Below are 18,258 nucleotides of genomic sequence, written 5' to 3' on the forward strand. Positions count from 1 at the left end.
GGATTCATGAAAAACTTCTTCCGACAGCTTTCATTCCGCAGGAAACTGCTGATTTCCTTTGTGACGCTATCCTGTATCCCTGTGCTCCTGGTGGGAATTGCCGCCTATCATCTCTATACCAATTTCATCATCAACATGACCGAGAAATCCTCCATCGAGACCATTGACCTTGTCTGCGATGACATTGACAGCCTGCTCAATGATGCCTGGAATCTCTGCGACATGCTGACCGGCGATATCAAGATGCAGAAATACCTGCGCATGGACTTTGACTCTGTCCGGGACCAGTATTCCAACGACCTGGCCGGCAGCATGGAGCTGGCCTCTATCTCCACCTACCGCAAGGATATCTTCGGAGTATATGTGTTCGGCCAGAACGGCGGCCGCTACAAATCCAACTACTACTCATTCAAATCAGAGGACCAGAGGGAGACTACATGGTATAAGGCCATTGCGGGCAGCAGGGAAACCACCTGGTTTCCTTCCCATGAGGGCAGCTTCATTGTCCGCAGCTCTATCAGCGATAACTTCATCACAGTGGGACAGCCGGTGATGGATAAGGCTTCGGGTATGGTCAACGGCATTGTGGCAGCCGACATCAAAGAGGATGTTATCACCCAGAAAATCAAGCACAGTCTCAGCAACGGGGTCATCTGCATCATTGATCAGGAGGGAAGCATCCTGTTCCGCTCCAACGCAGGCAACGATCTCCACTATCCCATCGACATTTCCCCCAGCCTGGTATCCCATATTCTGGAATCCACAGGCACTGCCGTGGGAAAATCCATGGTAGTGCCTGACAGCGGGTACCTGGTGGTAAGCCGTACCCTGATGAATTCCAACTGGAGGATTGCCGGCATCATAGACCGGGGCTTTCTGACCCAGAGCAGCAAGGACATCACCCATATTGTCATGCTGGTCCTGCTGATAATCGCATTCTCCTCCCTGTATGTGGCCATGCTTATATCCCAGTCCGTATACAAACCAGTACAGATTCTTTACCGCATGATGGAGGAGGTGGAAAATGGAGATTTCTCGGTCCGGTACACGTACCACTCCTCCGATGAGTTCGGACGGCTGGGCAAGAATTTCAACCAGATGCTGGAGCGGATCCAAAAGCTTATCAGCCAGATCTATGAGGAGCAGAAAAAGCTTAAGAACTCGGAGCTGAAGGCCCTCCAGGCCCAGATACAGCCCCATTTTCTGTATAATTCCCTGGATTCCGTCATGTGGCTTTTGAGAATGGACAAGAATCGGGACGCGGAGAAAATGCTCAATGAGCTGTCCACGCTGTTTAAGATTTCGCTCAGCAAGGGGAATGAAATCATCACCATCGAGGAGGAGCTGCGTCACATAAGCAGCTACCTGTTTATCACCAACATGATTTACAGCAAGAAATTTGAATACGCCATTGAATGCGACCCTGTGCTGTATTCCTACCGTACTCTTAAGCTGCTGTTGCAGCCCCTGGCTGAAAATGCCATTGCGCACGCAATACCCATGCCTGGGCAGAAGGTCTTTATACAGGTGCGCATTTACGAGGATGAGGACAGCCTTGTACTGTCCGTGCAGGACATCAGCCGGGGAATCGACCAGGAAACCCTTGAAAAACTGCAGCAGCAGCTGGGAACAGCCGCCCACCCGGACCACAGGGATTCCGGGTATGGGCTCTACAATGTCAATGAGCGCATCCATATCCTCTTTGGAAGCAGCTACGGTCTGACCGTCACGTCAGAGCCGGATTTTGGCACCGAAGTAACCGTAAAGATTCCCAAACTGAAAGGAGATGATATTTTTGTTCCAGGCAATGCTTTGTGATGACAATGAAATCATACTGGAAGGGTTATCCCGGCAGATTGACTGGGAGGGACTGGGCATCTGCCTTTCCGGCACTGCTGCCGACGGACAGGATGCCTGGAACCAGATGAAGGATAATCCGCCTGACATCCTTATCACCGACATCCGTATGCCTTATATCGACGGGCTGGAGCTATCCAGGCTGGCAAAGGACTTAAACCCAAACATCGTGCTTCTCATCATCAGCGCGTATGATGACTTTGAATATGCCAGGACAGCCATGCATCTGCGGGCCCTGGATTATATACTGAAACCCATTGATCTGGATGCCATGAACCGCATACTGACGAATGCGGTTTCCCACTGCAGGCAGTTCCACCACGACAAGCGTCTGATGGCCACACAGCTGCTGCGCAACATGGCGGTCCAGGAGGCGGCCGGCCCCGAGGGCATTGTCTTAAACGAGCTGGACCTTGAGCCTGATTCATGGTGCTGCTTCCTGCAGGTGGAGCTGGACGATCACAGCTTAAGCAAGCTGTCCGACGACATCCGTTATGCGTCAGAGCGCAGGTTTTCGGCCCTGAGCCAGATTCTGTTTGGTGACAGCTCTTATCTGCTGGAATCCCATCAGTACAGCTACAGCGTCTGCCTCACCTCCCGCTCCAGGATGGAACTGGCCGCCCGGCGGAAAATTCTGGTGGACACGATACGCAGGCAGTTCCCCCATGAGGGGAGCTACTGCGATGTCAGCATCGCCTCGGGCAGCATTGTCCAGGGCATCCGCCTGCTCCACAAAAGTGTACAGACCTGCCATGAAGCAGGCAAGCTTCATTTCATCAAGGGTTCCAATGCGGATATCTTTTACGAGGAGGTGGAGTCTTATATCTATAATGAGCCGGAGGACAGCCAGGGATATCCCATACCGGACACCAGGCTTATTACTTTTATCAAGGAACAAAATAAGGAAGGGATTACAGGAGAGCTGGAGCAATTAAAAACATGGCTCTATCAGAAGGGAAGCGAGAGCTATCTGTATATGACATTTTCCCTGGGAAGCTTCTATACCCATCTGATGAAGGAATTGGGGGAATCAGGAATCAACCTTCAGGATATATTTCAGAATCCCATCGAAGAATTCAAAAAAGTGGCAGCCGGTGGTACACTGGAGTCCAGCATCGAAAACCTGAAGCAGAACCTGTTCAAAATCTGCGACAGCATACGCATCAACAAAAGCCGTTACGGAAAGCTCATAGACCAGGCCATCCTGTACATCCAGAACCACTATATGTCCTCCTCCTTTTCCATTGATGAGGTGGCGGGAGCCGTATGCTTAAGCACCTCCTATTTCAGCACTGTATTTAAGAGCGAGACAGGAATTACATTTACGGATTATCTGATTAAGGTAAGGATGGAAAAAGCCAGGGGACTGCTTGAGAATACCAGCATGAAAATGTATGAAATCTCATCCAGGGCAGGATATGAAAATGCGGCCTATTTCAGCGCCGCATTCAAACGATATTATGGAAAATCCCCTTCTGAGTTCCAGAGCCGGAAGTAGGGGCGGCCGACAAAAGGAAAGACCGGCCGGCGGCAGGCAGGAACGCAAAAAAGGAGGCAAGTGCTGCATGGCGAAGGGAACGGATTGAAAAAAACCTACGCCTCCCTGCCCGGACATTCCTCCCGCAGAAAGCATTCACAGCATTTCGGGCGCCTGGCAATGCAGATGGTACGGCCCAGGGTAATGATATGTATGTTCCACAGAATCCAATGGTCCTTTGGCAGCACCTTCATCAGATCATACTCTATCTTCTCCGGCTCCTCCTCTTTTGTAAGGCCCAGCTTCCTGGAAATACGCTTTACATGGGTATCCACCACAATACTGGGTTCATTGTATATATTCCCACGTATAACATTGGCTGTCTTACGTCCCACGCCTGCAAGGGAGGTCAGCTCCTCTATGGTTCTTGGCACCTCTCCTCCAAACCGTTCCACCAGGTCCCGGCAGCAGGCAATGATATTCTTAGCTTTCATGTGATAAAACCCAATGGAGTGGATATCCTGTTCCAATTCCTTTAAATCCGCCGCGGCAAACTTCTCCAGGGTATCGTATTTCTGGAATAAATCAGCTGTGACGATATTCACCCTGGCGTCTGTACACTGGGCGCTCATGATAACTGCAATCAGCAGCTGCCAGGGTGTCTCGTAATTCAGGTAACAGCGGTACTCCGTACCGTATTCCCGGTCCAATACATCCAGGATACGGGCAATACGGGCGGCCAGTTCTGCTTTTGTCTCCCTGACCGCTTTCGGCCTTCCCTGAGTTTTTGTGCCGCCGCCAGCTTTTCTCCCTCTGCCGGCCTTTGTATCCCGGTCACTTTTTATCCCTCTGCCAGTTTTTCTGTCAGTCTCAGGTTCATTTAAAATGGTCTTCTGCAGCATATATCCAGTCCTTTCATCACAACGTTTTTGTTGTATTTACAACGTTCTAAAGTTTATCACCCAATTCTGACCGCCCTTGCATTATACGTCAGCGGGTCCCTGTGCCTGTAATCAAACAGCACCAGGGTTCCGTCTCCCATGGCTTCAATATGGGCCATCTTACTCATCTGCCTGGAATCATACCCTTCATAATCCATAAGGTAATGGGGAGATTCCTCCTCCCTCTGAAAGAACTGCCGGACAGCCTGTTTATAAGGGCTTTGGTCCCGGGCAAAGGATGGGCGGCTTTTTACATTTTCCCTGAGATATAAATCATACATGAGAAGGTCCCTGAACCGTTCCATAACAGAGGCATCCAGCCCTGCATCCCTACGTCTGGCTATGATACTGTACAGTATCTCATATCTGGCTATGCGGCTGTGGCTGATGCCGGTGAGATTGTTTTCACGGTAATATGCAGCCATATCCAGAAACATTTCATAGGGCGAACCGTATTCTGCCGCAAGCCCGGACAGAGTATGGACAAACTGCCTGCTGTTATAATACACCTCCGTCATATCCTCCACGCCCTTTAGTTCCAGGATGTCCCTGTAGGACAGCCACCGGGTGGACAGGACCTCATAGGGCGGCCGTGAGGAATAGCAGAGGCCGTAGGTCAATGCCATTTCTTCCATATAAGAGCCCTTCAGCACTTTGAGGAAGCCCAGCTGAAGCTGCTCCGGCTCCATGGAATATACCTGGTTGAACGAATGACGGAAAGATTCCAAATTCTCATTGGGCAGACCTGCGATCAGGTCCAGATGCTGGTGAACATTATGTGCCTGATTGATTGTGCCGGTGATACGGCGTATCTCGTCTATATCTGTCTTGCGGTGTATGGCCTTAAGCGTGTCCGGATTAGTGGACTGTACGCCAATCTCCAGCTGGACCAGTCCAGGACGCATCTGGCCCAAAAGCTCAATCTCCTCCTGGTCCAGCAAATCGGCGGCAATCTCAAAGTGAAAATTGGTGACTCCGTTGTCATGACTCTGGATAAACCGCCATATGGCCATGGCATGTTTTTTATTGCAGTTAAAGGTCCTGTCCACAAATTTTACCTGAGGCACTCCGGCCTCCAGGAAATAAGCCAGCTCATCAAGGACCAGTTCCAGGCTTCTGAACCGTACGCTCTTATCAATAGAGGACAGGCAGTAGCTGCACGAAAAGGGGCAGCCCCGGCTGCTCTCGTAATAAATGATGCGGTGCTCCAAATCCTTTATATCCATATGCTTATATGGAAATGGTATCCGGCTCATATCCACGGCCCGGCGTACACCGGTATCTGCCAACGAACCATTGGGGAGGCGAAAGGCAAGCCCGGGTATATTTTCCAGACCGGCCTGTCCGTCCGGCAGGATTTTTCCACTGTCTGTCCCTTTTTTACACAACTTATCCACATAATATCCGGCCAGCTGTGCAAATGTTTCCTCTCCCTCTCCCTTCATGACGCCTGTTGCCTCCGGCAGCTCCCCAAGCACTTTAGCTGCATCAAAGGACACCTCCGGTCCTCCCAGCCATATGGGCACATCCGGCAGTATTTTCCCTAAATCCGCGATTAGATATCTGATATATTCTATATTCCAGATATAACAGGAAAAGGCAATCACATCCGGTTCTCTTCTGAATATATCCTGAAGAATCTGGTCCAGCTGGTGGTTGATTGTATACTCGGCCAGCTCAATAGACGGCTTCGCAGGATCCATGGCACCGGTCCCGATTCCACGGTTTTCCGCCCGTTCATGCCTGCCGCCTGCTTCCCCCAGCCCCAATACCTGGTCTGCGTAAGCCTTCAGGCTGTAAATTCCCAGATTGGAATGTATATATTTCGCGTTGACAGCCGTCAGCAGTATCTTCATGGGACTATACCTCTAGCTCGATTTTATGGCCGGTGGACTGGTACTGGTAGTAACGCACTCCCGCAGCATTCAGCATACGCTTGGAAGCCATTACCGCCGGTGTGTCCGCATATTTGTCTTCTCTGTATACAATGGTCTTGATTCCTGACTGTATAATGGCCTTGGCGCACTCATTACAGGGGAACAGGGTCACATAGAGCTTGCTTCCCTCCAGGCTTCCCCCTCTGTAATTAAGAATAGCATTTAACTCGCTGTGTGTGGAGTAGAAATATTTGGAATTGTAGGGGTCCTCCTTCTCATTTTCCTTGCCCCAGGGGAATTCGTCATCCGAACACCCTTTGGGGAAACCATTATATCCCATGGACAGGATCTTATTGTCCTGGCTGACAATACACGCGCCCACCTGGGTACTGGGGTCCTTGGAACGTCTTCCCGACAACAGGGCCACCCCCATAAAATATTCGTCCCATGTTATATAATCCACACGTTTTCCGGTCATTCTTTTTCCTCCTTTTATCCTTTCCGCAGCCGCCTGGCTGTCTCTGCACACACGCAGCCTGCTCCCGCAGTGTCCAATAAATACAACTCCTGTCTGGACATTCAGGAACGGCTGCGTGGCTGCTTCTGGTATCGTTGCTGGTATTTTATAGTTTCCTCTGTCTGTGAATGGATTATAACATTCCGGGCTTATTTAATCAATAAAGTTGCATAAATCTTGGGAACGCCTTGGAAATACCCCTGGGAATAACCGGTGAATAACTGTTTTTCCGGTCCTTGCCTTTTTCCGGGATAAATGCTATATTATAACAACCAGACGATAGCGGAATATAAGTAACTATCGCTCATTATTCTATATCTTTAACAATATCTCAAATTATCTGAATCGAACGATTCATCTCATTATTCTGCCCCTTATGTATCGGGCAATCATTTCCACTTTTATATCACACCAATTATTTATTAAAAGGCAGAAGGGCTATTGTCTGGTTTATCGGAAAACGCTATAATGAGGATAGGTTCTTATATGGCTTGCCGGAACAGGAGGCTGTATGGAAGCAGATTATCTGCGTGAACAGGAATCAGAATCAGCAGGGGCCAGAGGGTTCAGCCAGCTGGTCAACGGAATGAACGTATACAGAGTAGAGGTGGTTCGGCTAAAGGACAGAAATGCGGACAAGGTCTTTGAAAAGCTGCAGCGGAAAATCAGCCGGGGCAAGACACTGGGGCGCCATGATGTATTTCCCCTGCTTCTGACCCCTCTGATGTCGGGAAAGATGGAGATGAGCCAAAGGATTTACCAGGGCATGGAGTTTCTTCAGTGTAAGGAACTCAAAGCAGGGGATGAGGATCGAAAAAGAATGCAGTCAGTACTGTATGCGCTGGCAGTAAAATTTTTGGACAGAGATGAATTAGCGATGATAAAGGAGAGGATCGGAATGACTGTTTTAGGCAAAATGCTGTTTGAGGACGGTGTTGAGAAGGGGATTGAAAAAGGAATTGAACAAGGTATAGAAAAAGGAGTCCAGCAGGGGCTGGGGCGCGCAAATGCACTGAATGTGAAGCTGGCAGATGCAGGAAGGGCGGACGACATTATCCGGGCAGCATCGGATAGGACTTATCAGGAACAATTGTTCAAGGAGTTCGGAATTTAGTAGAAAACACTTTATTTTGCGAAAACATCCGCCGGCCCAAGGATCTTTTTAAGGGGTATATTGGCCTTTACTGTGCAGGGCAGATTTTCGTCAGGTTTGAGGAGCAGCGATATAAACTGCATTTCTGACAGAACCATTATAAGTCCTCCATGGGTAAACCAAAACTTAATATCAAAAAGCCTTGGTTGAATTACCAAACTCTGTAAATATGCTCAAAAGACAACTTTCCGCAGGGGGCCGAGCGAATTATGAAGATAGAAAAACCACCCTCTCAACTGCCAGGTATCAGGGTGGTTTTCCTATATAGCTGCTTACATCAACAATAACAGACTTTTCTTTGTGTTTTCATCCGCCCCAGCTTTGCCATCATCTATTTTCAGGCACTGATTTAGTCACAATCACATCCGTGTCATACCCCATGAGACGCGGTATGACAACAGTTCCCGCTTTCACAGGGGCGGTCAGGGTATACTTTTTTATCTCACTCACTGCATCGAAAATCCGGTCCCGGGGTATGGGGTTTGTCAGCCTCACGCTGGCCAGGGGAAGTATGCCGCCCTTTACCAATACAGATGTGGCAATATTCCTCTGGGGATCCGTCAATTCCTGCTCCACATACGCCCTCCCCTTTGGGCAAGCGGCGCCCTCCACAGAACAAATCCGTCTGCTTCCGTCTTCCCTCTCTTCAATCTGCGCCCTTATATCGCATCCGTTGGGACAGATGATACATGTATATTCTCTCAACATTCAGCGCTCACCTCCAGCCGGCCCATGGACACCAGTTTATCCGCCTTAACCGTAAGTTCAATCATTTCGGCCGGTATCGCTTTCTTCATTTTCTTTGATGCAACCAACACGCCGTCCTGCCTTACTTCAATGCGGCATTCCTTCAAAGGACTGTTTACCCTCAGGGACAGCTTAAAATCCCTGGTGCCGCTCACTCTCTGGGGAACGGTATGGTTAATATGGCTGTCCGTTCCTATTTCGATGGGACAGGGAGGCAGACATCCTTTCTGCACAAATTCCGCAGCAGAATCCGCCAGGCTCTCTGCTTCCATGGAAACAAAGTCCACTAAATCATGGACATGGAGCACATTTCCCGCAGCAAAAATCCCCGCCACATCTGTCTGGAAATGTTCATCCACCACAGCGCCCTTTGTCCTGTCATCCAGGGTCACGCCAGCGTCCAGTGAAAGTTCATTTTCAGGAATCAGTCCCACGGAAAGTATCAGGGTATCACACTTGTATTCCTTTTCAGTTCCCGGAACAGGTCTTAAGTGTTCATCCACACGGGACACCGTGACGCCTGTCAGGCGGTTGTCCCCGTGGACAGCCGTTACCGTATGGCTCAGGTATAGCGGTATGCCGTAATCATTCAGGCACTGCTCCACATTGCGGGGCAGGCCGCTGGGATATGGCTGGATCTCAAACACAGCCTGGACATGGGCGCCTTCCAGCGTAAGCCTGCGGGCCATAATCATACCGATGTCCCCGGAGCCCAGGATAACCACTTCCTTTGCAGGCATTACATTGTAGAGGTTAATATAAGCCTGGGCAACCCCTGCCGTAAACACACCGGCCGGGCGCTCACCGGGGATTCCCAAAGCGCCTCTGGTACGCTCCCTGCATCCCATGGTAAGGATCACGGACTTGGCCCTCCATACCTTAAGCCCCCGGCGTGTTGCTGCCGTCACTGTCCTGTCCTCTGCCACCTCCAGAACGGTTGCGTCCGTGATGTAAGGAATCCCTAATTCCTCCACCTCTTCTATAAATCTCTGTGCATATTCCGGCCCGCTTAATGTGGTTTTAAAACGGGTCAGTCCAAAACCGTCATGAATGCACTGTCTGAGTATTCCTCCCAGCTGTTTTTCCCGTTCCACAATCAATATATTATGGATTCCTTTCCTGTATAACCGGACAGCCGCAGCCAGTCCCGCCGGTCCGCCGCCCACAATGAGTACGTCTATCTCCATTTCCTACGCCTCCTCCCGCACTCTGCCGAAAAACATCTGTGAATCTTTTCTGGCATACCTGACTTCTGTTACCTTTTTTCCCAATTCATCTTCTATCATCTGCGCAATCCGCATCTGGCAGTATCCTCCCTGGCACCGCCCCATCATGGAGCGGGTCCTGTATTTGACTCCTGCCATGGTGTCAACTCCCAATGGATTATGAATGGCTGCCAGGATTTCAGCCCTGGTTACCTTTTCGCACCGGCAAATGACCTGGCCGTAATCAGGATTCTGCCGTATCATCTGCTCCTGCTCTTCTTTTGTCATCTCCGCAAAATGAGGAATTCCTTTTCTCACAGGATTAAACCCTGGATTCGGCGTAAGTTTCTCCCTCTCTTCCATAAGACTGATTGCATGACGGGCAATGGGCACTGCCGCTGTAAGCCCGGGGGACTCGATGCCCACCAGATTAATGGCGCGGGGCGCAATGTCATCCCTTATCTCTATCTTAAAATCCTGTATAACCCCGTCCTCATCCACCCATTTAGGCAGAATACCGGAATAGTTGCGGATATAATCTTTTTTATGGATACATGGCCACAGGTCCGAAGCACTCTTAGCCAGATAATCCATATTTTCCTGAGGCACGCCATAGTATGTAAAATCTGTTACCATCTCTGCGTTGGGTCCAATAATGACATTCCCGTCAGTAGTGTTGGTCACGTGGATTCCCATGTAAGTATTGCTGGGAACCGGATATACAGGCATGGGAAGAAGATATCCTGTACGCTTGTCCAGAATAATGTAATCCCCCTTGGAACCAATCACCTTATAGCCGCGGATGCCCAGCATATCGGAAATGTTGCCGCAGCCCAGTCCGGCGCTGTTCACAACCCACCGGGTGTGGAATTCACCTTTTTGCGTCGTAAGTATATAATTTCCTTCGCTGTCCCGCCGTATTCCTGTCACTTCATGGTCAAAATAATACGCTGCTCCGTTGGCATGGGCATTCTCAGCCAGGGCTATGGTATAATTAAAAGGGTCCACAATTCCGCTGTTAGCCGAAAACATGGCAAATTCCCCTACCACAGCCGGAACCAATTGATGGAGCCGTTCTTTTCCAATTAGCACCAGGCCTGCGGCACCATTTTCCTCCCCCTGCCGGATGGTCCGTTTCAGTGTTTCCATATCCTCCGCCGTATTGCCTACCAGCACCTTACCGCAGCGGATGAATTTAAAATCCAGCTCCTCTGCCAGTTGTCCCATGAATTGATTGCCTTCCACACAGAGCCTGGCCTTCAGTGAACCTGTGTCATAAGCAAACCCGCCATGGACCACACCGGAATTCCGGCCGCTGGTCTCATAGCAAACATCCAGGTTCTTTTCCAAAACGCCTATTTTCAGACGGTATCTGGACATTTCCCTGGCAATGGCGCTGCCCACCACACCGCCGCCAATAATGATTACATCATACAGTTGTTTCATGCCGCTTTCCTCCTAAAGGATAATTACAAAATTCATCCTATGAATATATTTTATTTTTACCATATTTATAAGGTATAGTCAAGATAAAATCGAATAAAACGTAACTATTTATAGGATGAATATTTCCTTTTTTTATTTCACCACAAAAGTTACCCTTATCTGAAAACATCTGCAAACAGGTGCAAAAGGTGTGTCCCAAAATGAAAATAGATGAAACGGTGCCCTCTTTTCTGTTTTTTGCGCAGAAAAGGAGCTGCTGCTCCAGTAGATTATTATTTATCTACTTTCGCAACAGCCCCTTGGCAGCAAGCCATTACTGTTCTTTAGCTCTCGTCCCCTTCATCCCCTGCTTCCCATCCCGCATCTCACCTTTATAACGGTTGTCATTATACATCAGGTGGAAATACATAGCCTGCTGCGCCTCCACAGGCTTCCTGTCCCGGATAGCCTCAAATATCCTGCGATGGGATTTAAGAGTCTGTTCATACTCTGTTTCCTGGACAGCACCGGCAAACACACGGACGCCGTCTGTGATTACCGGTACCAGGTTGGTCATGACCAGATTATGGGAACAATTTGCAATCTGGGCGTGAAACTGCGAATCCTTGTCAGCATAGTCCTCCCTTAGTATCATCTGTTCCTCCAGGCCCAGAAGTATGTTCTCCAGCTGGTGGATATCCTCCACGGTGGCATTCTGGGCTGCCAGAGCTGCAATGGGCGGTTCCAGCATCACACGCACCTGAATCAGGTCCTCTGTCAGTTTTCTTCGGTCCTCTATCATGGCAAACCCCAGGGGATCATCGGAAACACCGTTTTTGTCTGAAATAAAGGTGCCTGAGCCCTGGCGTATGGTGACAATATTTCTGGACATGAGAATTCTAAGAGCTTCCCGCACCGTGTTGCGGCCAACCCCCAGAAGTTCCACCAGCTCAGCTTCCGTGGGAAGCTTATCTCCGGCCGTATAGCCGTCCCTTTGTATCATCTCCAAAAGCTTCTGGGATGCAATCTCCCCTAAGGTCTGTTTTTCCATGTTTCCTCCTGCCTGATGCATTATACCTTTACAATCTTATATCCAGCCGCCTTGGAAAGCCGGTTCATAATAGCCTGTCCCAGGTGGTCCTTGGGAAAGCTCTCCGAAAATATGTAGTCCACTCCCAAATCATCAAACTCCCTGAGCAGAGCGTAAAGATTATGGGCCACGGATGCCTGGCTTTTTCTTGCGCCTATACTGCGTACCTCGCCGTCTGTATAGCATCCCCTGGACTCGTCCGTACAGATAACTCCCACCTTATAGCCGGCCTCAATCTTCTCCCGGGAGAGCTCCCGCACCTTGCAAATCATGGCCTGGAGCTGTGTCTCATCCAATCCGGTTTCCGGGTCCGCCCCTGTGTTCCGGTCTGCTCCGGTTTTCTGCTCCGCTCCGGTTTTCTGCCCTGCTCCGTTTTTCTGCTCTGCTCCGGTCACCTGCTCTGCTCCGGTTTTCTGCTCCGCTCCGGTCACCTGCTCCGCTCCGCTCTCCCGCTCTGTTCCAGTCCCCGGCTCCACCAGTGTAAGGTCAGCCTTGGGGGCATAGTGCTTATACTTCATTCCCGGCGCCTTTGGCCTGACATCCGCAGAAAGAGGGCCCAGGATAGCCGGGTCCACGCTTACCTCCCCCAGCACCTCCGCAAGCATTTCCATGGTAATGGCCCCCGGCCTCAGAACAGCCGGTACCGCGGACGAAACATCCACTATGGTGGATTCCACCCCGATTCCCACAGGACCCCCGTCTATAATCATCTCAATCCTGCCGTTCATATCCTGCCATACATGGTCGGCTGTAGTGGGGCTTGGCCGTCCCGATGTATTGGCGCTGGGTGCGGCCACGGGCACTCCGGCCAGGGCAATGAGCTGGTTTGCCACCGGGTCGTCCGGCATACGGATTGCCACGGTATCCAGACCGCCGGTTGTGCCGTAGGGAACCTTTTCACTCTTGGGAAATATCATGGTCAGGGGACCTGGCCAGAAAGCCTCCATCAGCTTCCTGCCAGCCTCCGGTATCTCCTTTACAAGAGGCGCCACCTCCTCCACGCAGGATACATGGGCAATCAGAGGATTATCAGAGGGCCTCCCTTTTGCAGCATAAATTTTTCTTGCCGCGTCCTCGTCCAGTGCATTGCCGCCCAGACCGTACACGGTTTCTGTGGGAAATGCCACCAGGCCCCCTGAACGCAGTATGCTGGCTGCCTCTTTCAGTTCCTCATCCTTTATATGATTTCTGTCTTCTATAATAATTCTTTTTGTTTCCATGATTCATACCTCGATTGTTAAATACCGTTTGCTCTATGTCCAGTCTATTTTAGCACCCGCCACAGCCAATGTAAAGCCGGGAAATCCGGCCTATCCTGCACCTGTCACTTGAAGATTACGGACATTTCGTGTAAACTTAAGTCATCACAAATGATTGGAGGCTTTACCAATGAGCAACATTAACAGCGTAATGAAAGAATTCAAGGCATTTATCCTCAAAGGAAACATCATCGACATGGCCGTGGGCGTCATTATCGGCGGCGCTTTCAGCAAGATTGTGACTTCTCTTGTCAATGACATCCTGATGCCCTTACTGGGTGCCCTGACCGGAGGCGCAAGCTTCAACACACTTAAATATGTCATCCATCCCGCGGCCACTATAAACGGGGTAGAAGTAGAAGAAGCCGCCATACTCTATGGCAGCTTCCTACAAAATATATTGGATTTTCTCATTATCGGCGTGTGCATGTTCTTTATGATTAAGACGGTTGCCGTCATCAGCAGCCGGTTACGCCATGAAGAAGACGCCAAGGAAGAAGCACCGGCACCGGCTGGTCCCACACAGGAAGAGCTTCTGGCTGAAATCCGCGACCTTTTAAAGGAACGAAAGGACATAGCCTGATATTCCTAGAAAAACCGAATCCGCTTGGCATTCTCCACAAATTCCCTGTTATTCCTGGTTCTTGCGAAAAGGTCAAGTATCTTTTCCACTGCATCCTCGGGTTTCAGGGAATTGGTGGCCTTGCGGATAATATCCACTGCCTCTGCTTCTTCCCTGGACAGCAGGAGGTCATCCCTTCTGGTGCCGGACTTCAATATGTCGATGGCCGGGAAGATACGTTTCTCAGACAGTTTCCTGTCGAGCACCAGCTCCATGTTGCCGGTGCCTTTAAATTCCTCATACACAACATCATCCATGCGGCTTCCCGTCTCCACCAGGGCAGTGGCCAGTACGGTCAGGCTTCCGCCCTCGCGCATATTTCTGGCAGCGCCGAAAAAACGCTTCGGCATATGAAGGGCTGCCGGATCCAGACCGCCGGATAATGTACGGCCGCTGGGCGCAACCGTCAGATTGTATGCCCTGGCCAGCCTGGTAATGCTGTCCAGCAGGATGATAACGTCACGTCCGTGCTCCACCAGACGCTTGGCCCGCTCAATCACCATCTCGGATACCCTCTTATGACGGTCAGGCAGCTCATCAAAGGTTGAGTAGATTACTTCCACATTTGGACCCACAATGGCCTCTCTTATATCCGTAACCTCCTCAGGGCGCTCGTCAATCAGAAGGATCATCAGATGCATATCCGGATTATTGGTTGTAACTGCCTTTGCTACCTGCTTTAACAGTGTGGTCTTTCCTGCCTTTGGAGGGGATACAATCATACCACGCTGTCCCTTTCCAATAGGTGCCAGAAGGTCCAGGACACGCATGGCCACCGTATTCCTCTCACCAGGTGTTTCCATATGAAGCCGCCTGTTAGGGAAGATGGGTGTCAGGTCCTCAAAGTTGGGCCTTGTCTCCGTGGCGCTTAGGGGATAGCCGTTTACCGTCTTGATGTAGAGAAGGGCCGCAAACTTCTCTGTTGCAGACTTCACCCTGCGGTTTCCCACTATAATATCTCCTGTTTTCAGATTAAAACGGCGAATCTGGGAAGGTGCCACATACACATCATTTTCACCGGGAAGAAAATTTTCACAGCGGATGAATCCAAATCCGTCGGGCATGACTTCCAGTATGCCGTTTGCCTCAATCCCGCTGTCTAACTCAGCCATATCCTGGCTGGAAAGGCCGATTGCGTCACTTCTATTGTCCGCTCTGGCAAAACGCTCTCCATCGTTCTGGGAAGGCGCGCTGTTCTGGCTCATTCTGTTATTCATACTGCTGTTTCCATGTGTTTGGGGAGTCTGGGTCCTGTTCTGTGTATACTTGCTGTCGTACCCTCTTGAAACAGGGCGGCGGTTATCCGTTCCCCTGCTGTCATTCCGGTTTTCCTGATAATCCTGGCTCCTTGACTGGTTACGCTCAAAGGCATGGGGCTGGTCCTGGCTCCGGGGTGTTTCCTGGCTCCGGGATATCTCCTGACTCCGGGGCGTTTCCTGGCTCCGGGATATCTCCTGACTCCGAGGCGTTTCCTGGCTCCGGGATGTTTCCGTTTTTACTTCCCGTTTTATTTCCGCCGGCTTTATATCCGGGTTTTTCTCTGCCTCATCGCAGAGCAAATCAATAATTTCTGCCTTTCTTAATGAACTGATGCCCTTAATTCCACGGCTCTTGGCCATTTCCTTTAGTTCTGAAAGAGGCAGGGTCTGCAGTTTTTCACGCATAGTATTTCTCCTTATTAAATTCAATTCTTCACCCGCAAAAAAAGCCGGTGTACGCCTTCTGTCTATATTCAAATTATCTTCTGTTCATTCAAATTCGGGGTTTATTCCAGATTTGGGAATTGCTCAGGGACTAACAGACTGCCGGCAGTATCAAGAAAACTGCCAGCTAATCTATGTATAGCCCTATTATATACACGAATATCAGGGATTGTAAAGTTAAAATTTGAGAAAATCAGCTTTTAAGCCATTTCATATGCGCATTTATCTGCTTCTCATAGCCATTGTCAGAAGGTTCATAAAATACGGTTCCCTCCATACCCTCGGGCAGATACTGCTGCTGTACATAATGCTTGGGATAGTCATGAGCATAGAGATAACCTGCCCCATGTCCCAGCTTTTCCGCTCCCTTATAATGCTTGTCCTGCAGATGGACCGGCACTGGCATAGTCCGTTCGTTCCTCACCGCTTCCATGGCCTTCTGTACCGCCATACAGGCAGCGTTGCTCTTTGGAGCTGTGGCCACATAGGTCACTGCCTGGGAGAGGATGATATTGGCCTCGGGAATTCCGATGCGCTCTGCGGCCTGGGCTGCGTTTACCGCCACCACAAGGGCCTGAGGGTCCGCATTTCCCACATCCTCCGCAGCACATATCATAATTCTTCTGGCTATGAACTTGATGTCCTCTCCCGCGTACAGCATCCGCGCCAGATAATACACGGCCGCGTCCGGGTCCGACCCCCGCATGCTTTTAATAAACGCGGATATAGTGTCATAGTGGTTGTCCCCGTTCTTATCATACCGGACAGCCCTTTTCTGAATACATTCCTGGGCCACTGCCATATCAATGTGAATCCGTCCGTCCGCTCCCTTTGCAGTGGTCAGTACCCCCAGCTCCACGGCATTCAGCGCGGCCCTGGCATCCCCGTTGGCCGTGTCTGCCAGAAAATCAGCTGCATCCTCGTCAATGTCGGCATCGTAAATGCCCATTCCCCGTTCCTTGTCATAAACTGCCCTGCGGATCAGCTCCTTGACATCGTCCTTTTCCAGGGGCTTGAGCTCAAATATCCTGGACCGGGAAAGAAGAGCCCCATTTACCTCAAAGTACGGATTTTCCGTAGTAGCTCCAATCAGTATCAGGGTCCCGTCCTCCACAAAGGGCAGAAGGTAATCCTGCTGTCCTTTATTAAAGCGGTGGATCTCATCCACAAACAAGATGGTTTTCCTTCCATACATGCCAATGTTGTCCTTGGCCTCCTTCACCACTTCCTCCATGTCCTTTTTTCCTGCCACTGTGGCGTTAATCTGCCGGAAATCCGCACTGGTGGTATTGGCAATGACCTTTGCCAGGGTGGTCTTACCGGTTCCCGGAGGTCCGTAAAAAATAATGGATCCCAGCTTATCCGCCTGTATGGCCCGGTACAGCAGCTTATCCTTTCCCACAATATGCTGCTGCCCCACCACCTCATCCAGGGTCCTCGGACGGAGCCTGGAAGCCAGAGGCGACTCCTTCTCCATATCCTTTTCTCTCATATAATCAAATAAATCCATATCTGTATTCTCCTCAGTCAATCAGCAGTTCATCCACCGTAACAAAAGTATAGCCCCGCTTCGTGAGCGTGTCAACGATTTCCAGGGCTGCTTCCACAGAAGTGGGGAAAATATCATGCATTAATATGATATCCCCGTCCTCCACATCCTTAAGCACCCGTTTCACCACACGGTTGGTATTGCGCAGTTTCCAGTCCAGGGAGTCCACAGACCACAGGACAGTGGTCATGCCCACCCTGCACTCCAGCTCCTCATTCCAGTCCCCATAGGGCGGGCGCATGTATTGGGGCCTCTCTCCTGTAATCTCTTCTATCATCCGGCTGGTTCTGTCCACGGCCTGGCAGACTGCGTCTGAACCGGCCTTTGTAAGCTGCACATGGCTGTAGCTGTGGTTTCCAATCAAATGGCCCTCTGCCTTCATGCGCTTTACAATCTCCTCGTTTCCCTCTATGTTCTGTCCCATCAGAAAAAAGGTTGCCCGGACATTCCGCTCTTTCAGCCCGTCCAGCAGTTTTTCCGTGCAATCCTCATTTGGTCCGTCGTCAAAGGTCAGAGCCACACATTTCCCTTCCAGTCCCTTGGCCCGGTCCAGGGTATCCCCTCCCTCCCTGACCCAGGAGCCCTCATCGGCAGACACATGGGCCGGCATCTCCCCCCTGACCGTATGGATAAGGCCGCCCAGCAGCAAAAGGTCCGCTATGCAGACAGCTGCCAGGAGCTTTGACTTATTTATCAGCTTCACCCTGTTTTCCCTCTCTTATTTCGCATCCTTATCTATCCAGTATATGTGCAGGGGCAATATAAAAATGCTTTTACCTTTTTCTCCCTTTACAGACTTCATAATATGTGCGGGAAGAAGAAAACAGCGCCGGGAC

At 50.3% G+C, this 18,258-nt stretch carries 15 protein-coding genes; 4 read left to right on the forward strand and 11 right to left on the reverse strand.

Annotated elements, in window-relative coordinates; all coding sequences use genetic code 11:
* The first annotated feature begins 6 nt into the window (after positions 1–6).
* Positions 7–1,818, forward strand: a complete 1,812-nt coding sequence (locus LI015_RS19270; protein WP_128132307.1) for a cache domain-containing sensor histidine kinase — start codon at positions 7–9, stop codon at positions 1,816–1,818.
* On the forward strand, positions 1,796–3,355 hold the full coding sequence (locus LI015_RS19275; RefSeq protein ID WP_002572813.1) for a response regulator transcription factor: 1,560 nt from the start codon (positions 1,796–1,798) through the stop codon (positions 3,353–3,355). The genes LI015_RS19270 and LI015_RS19275 overlap by 23 nt, the downstream gene beginning before the upstream one ends.
* Before the next feature lie 95 nt (positions 3,356–3,450).
* Here the strand turns inward: LI015_RS19275 and nth are convergent, their stop codons facing one another.
* Genes nth through LI015_RS19290 form a run of 3 tightly spaced genes read right to left on the reverse strand, consistent with a single transcriptional unit; the run spans position 3,451 to position 6,630 of the window.
* Positions 3,451–4,236 carry an endonuclease III gene (gene nth, locus LI015_RS19280; protein ID WP_227126064.1) on the reverse strand — a complete coding sequence of 262 codons (786 nt, stop codon included), beginning with the start codon at positions 4,234–4,236 and terminating at the stop codon, positions 3,451–3,453.
* Positions 4,237–4,292: 56 nt separating this feature from the next.
* Positions 4,293–6,131, reverse strand: coding sequence for a B12-binding domain-containing radical SAM protein (locus LI015_RS19285; protein ID WP_227126066.1), 1,839 nt, complete (start codon positions 6,129–6,131; stop codon positions 4,293–4,295).
* 4 nt (positions 6,132–6,135) lie between these two features.
* On the reverse strand, positions 6,136–6,630 hold the full coding sequence (locus LI015_RS19290) for a deoxycytidylate deaminase (RefSeq protein WP_002566702.1): 495 nt from the start codon (positions 6,628–6,630) through the stop codon (positions 6,136–6,138).
* A gap of 550 nt (positions 6,631–7,180) precedes the next feature.
* On the opposite strand from LI015_RS19290, the gene LI015_RS19295 reads away from it, so the two are divergent.
* A complete protein-coding gene (locus LI015_RS19295) occupies positions 7,181–7,783 on the forward strand; it encodes a hypothetical protein (protein ID WP_227126068.1) in 603 nt (200 codons plus the stop codon).
* A gap of 366 nt (positions 7,784–8,149) precedes the next feature.
* Here the strand turns inward: LI015_RS19295 and LI015_RS19300 are convergent, their stop codons facing one another.
* The 5 genes from LI015_RS19300 to LI015_RS19320 all read right to left on the reverse strand — a co-directional run bounded on the left by LI015_RS19300 (position 8,150) and on the right by LI015_RS19320 (position 13,509).
* Positions 8,150–8,530: a DUF1667 domain-containing protein gene (locus LI015_RS19300; protein WP_002566704.1), complete on the reverse strand. Its 381-nt coding sequence runs from the start codon at positions 8,528–8,530 to the stop codon at positions 8,150–8,152.
* Positions 8,524–9,756, reverse strand: a complete 1,233-nt coding sequence (locus tag LI015_RS19305) for an NAD(P)/FAD-dependent oxidoreductase (protein WP_227126070.1) — start codon at positions 9,754–9,756, stop codon at positions 8,524–8,526. Before LI015_RS19305 ends, LI015_RS19300 begins: the two co-directional genes overlap by 7 nt.
* Before the next feature lie 3 nt (positions 9,757–9,759).
* Complete coding sequence (locus LI015_RS19310) at positions 9,760–11,220, reverse strand: NAD(P)/FAD-dependent oxidoreductase (protein WP_227126072.1); 1,461 nt, start codon at positions 11,218–11,220, stop codon at positions 9,760–9,762.
* A 313-nt stretch (positions 11,221–11,533) separates the two neighbouring features.
* Positions 11,534–12,250: a FadR/GntR family transcriptional regulator gene (locus LI015_RS19315; protein ID WP_227126074.1), complete on the reverse strand. Its 717-nt coding sequence runs from the start codon at positions 12,248–12,250 to the stop codon at positions 11,534–11,536.
* A 20-nt stretch (positions 12,251–12,270) separates the two neighbouring features.
* Positions 12,271–13,509, reverse strand: a complete 1,239-nt coding sequence (locus LI015_RS19320) for an L-threonylcarbamoyladenylate synthase (protein ID WP_227126077.1) — start codon at positions 13,507–13,509, stop codon at positions 12,271–12,273.
* Between the two features lie 169 nt (positions 13,510–13,678).
* Here LI015_RS19320 and mscL point away from each other — a divergent pair, with 169 nt between their 5' ends.
* Positions 13,679–14,131: a large-conductance mechanosensitive channel protein MscL gene (gene mscL, locus LI015_RS19325; RefSeq protein ID WP_002566709.1), complete on the forward strand. Its 453-nt coding sequence runs from the start codon at positions 13,679–13,681 to the stop codon at positions 14,129–14,131.
* Positions 14,132–14,136: 5 nt separating this feature from the next.
* Here mscL and rho read toward each other — a convergent pair whose 3' ends face one another.
* The 3 genes from rho to LI015_RS19340 form a co-directional block, all read right to left on the reverse strand.
* A complete protein-coding gene (rho, locus tag LI015_RS19330; RefSeq protein WP_002566710.1) occupies positions 14,137–15,834 on the reverse strand; it encodes a transcription termination factor Rho in 1,698 nt (565 codons plus the stop codon).
* Between the two features lie 232 nt (positions 15,835–16,066).
* The gene (locus LI015_RS19335) at positions 16,067–17,383 is read right to left on the reverse strand and encodes a replication-associated recombination protein A (protein ID WP_227126078.1); all 1,317 of its coding nucleotides are present in this window, start codon (positions 17,381–17,383) and stop codon (positions 16,067–16,069) included.
* Positions 17,384–17,396: 13 nt separating this feature from the next.
* Positions 17,397–18,125, reverse strand: coding sequence for a polysaccharide deacetylase family protein (locus LI015_RS19340; RefSeq protein WP_002572819.1), 729 nt, complete (start codon positions 18,123–18,125; stop codon positions 17,397–17,399).
* Positions 18,126–18,258 lie beyond the last annotated feature (133 nt).

The organism is Enterocloster sp. 210928-DFI.2.20 (assembly GCF_020554465.1).
Classification (GTDB): domain Bacteria; phylum Bacillota; class Clostridia; order Lachnospirales; family Lachnospiraceae; genus Enterocloster; species Enterocloster bolteae.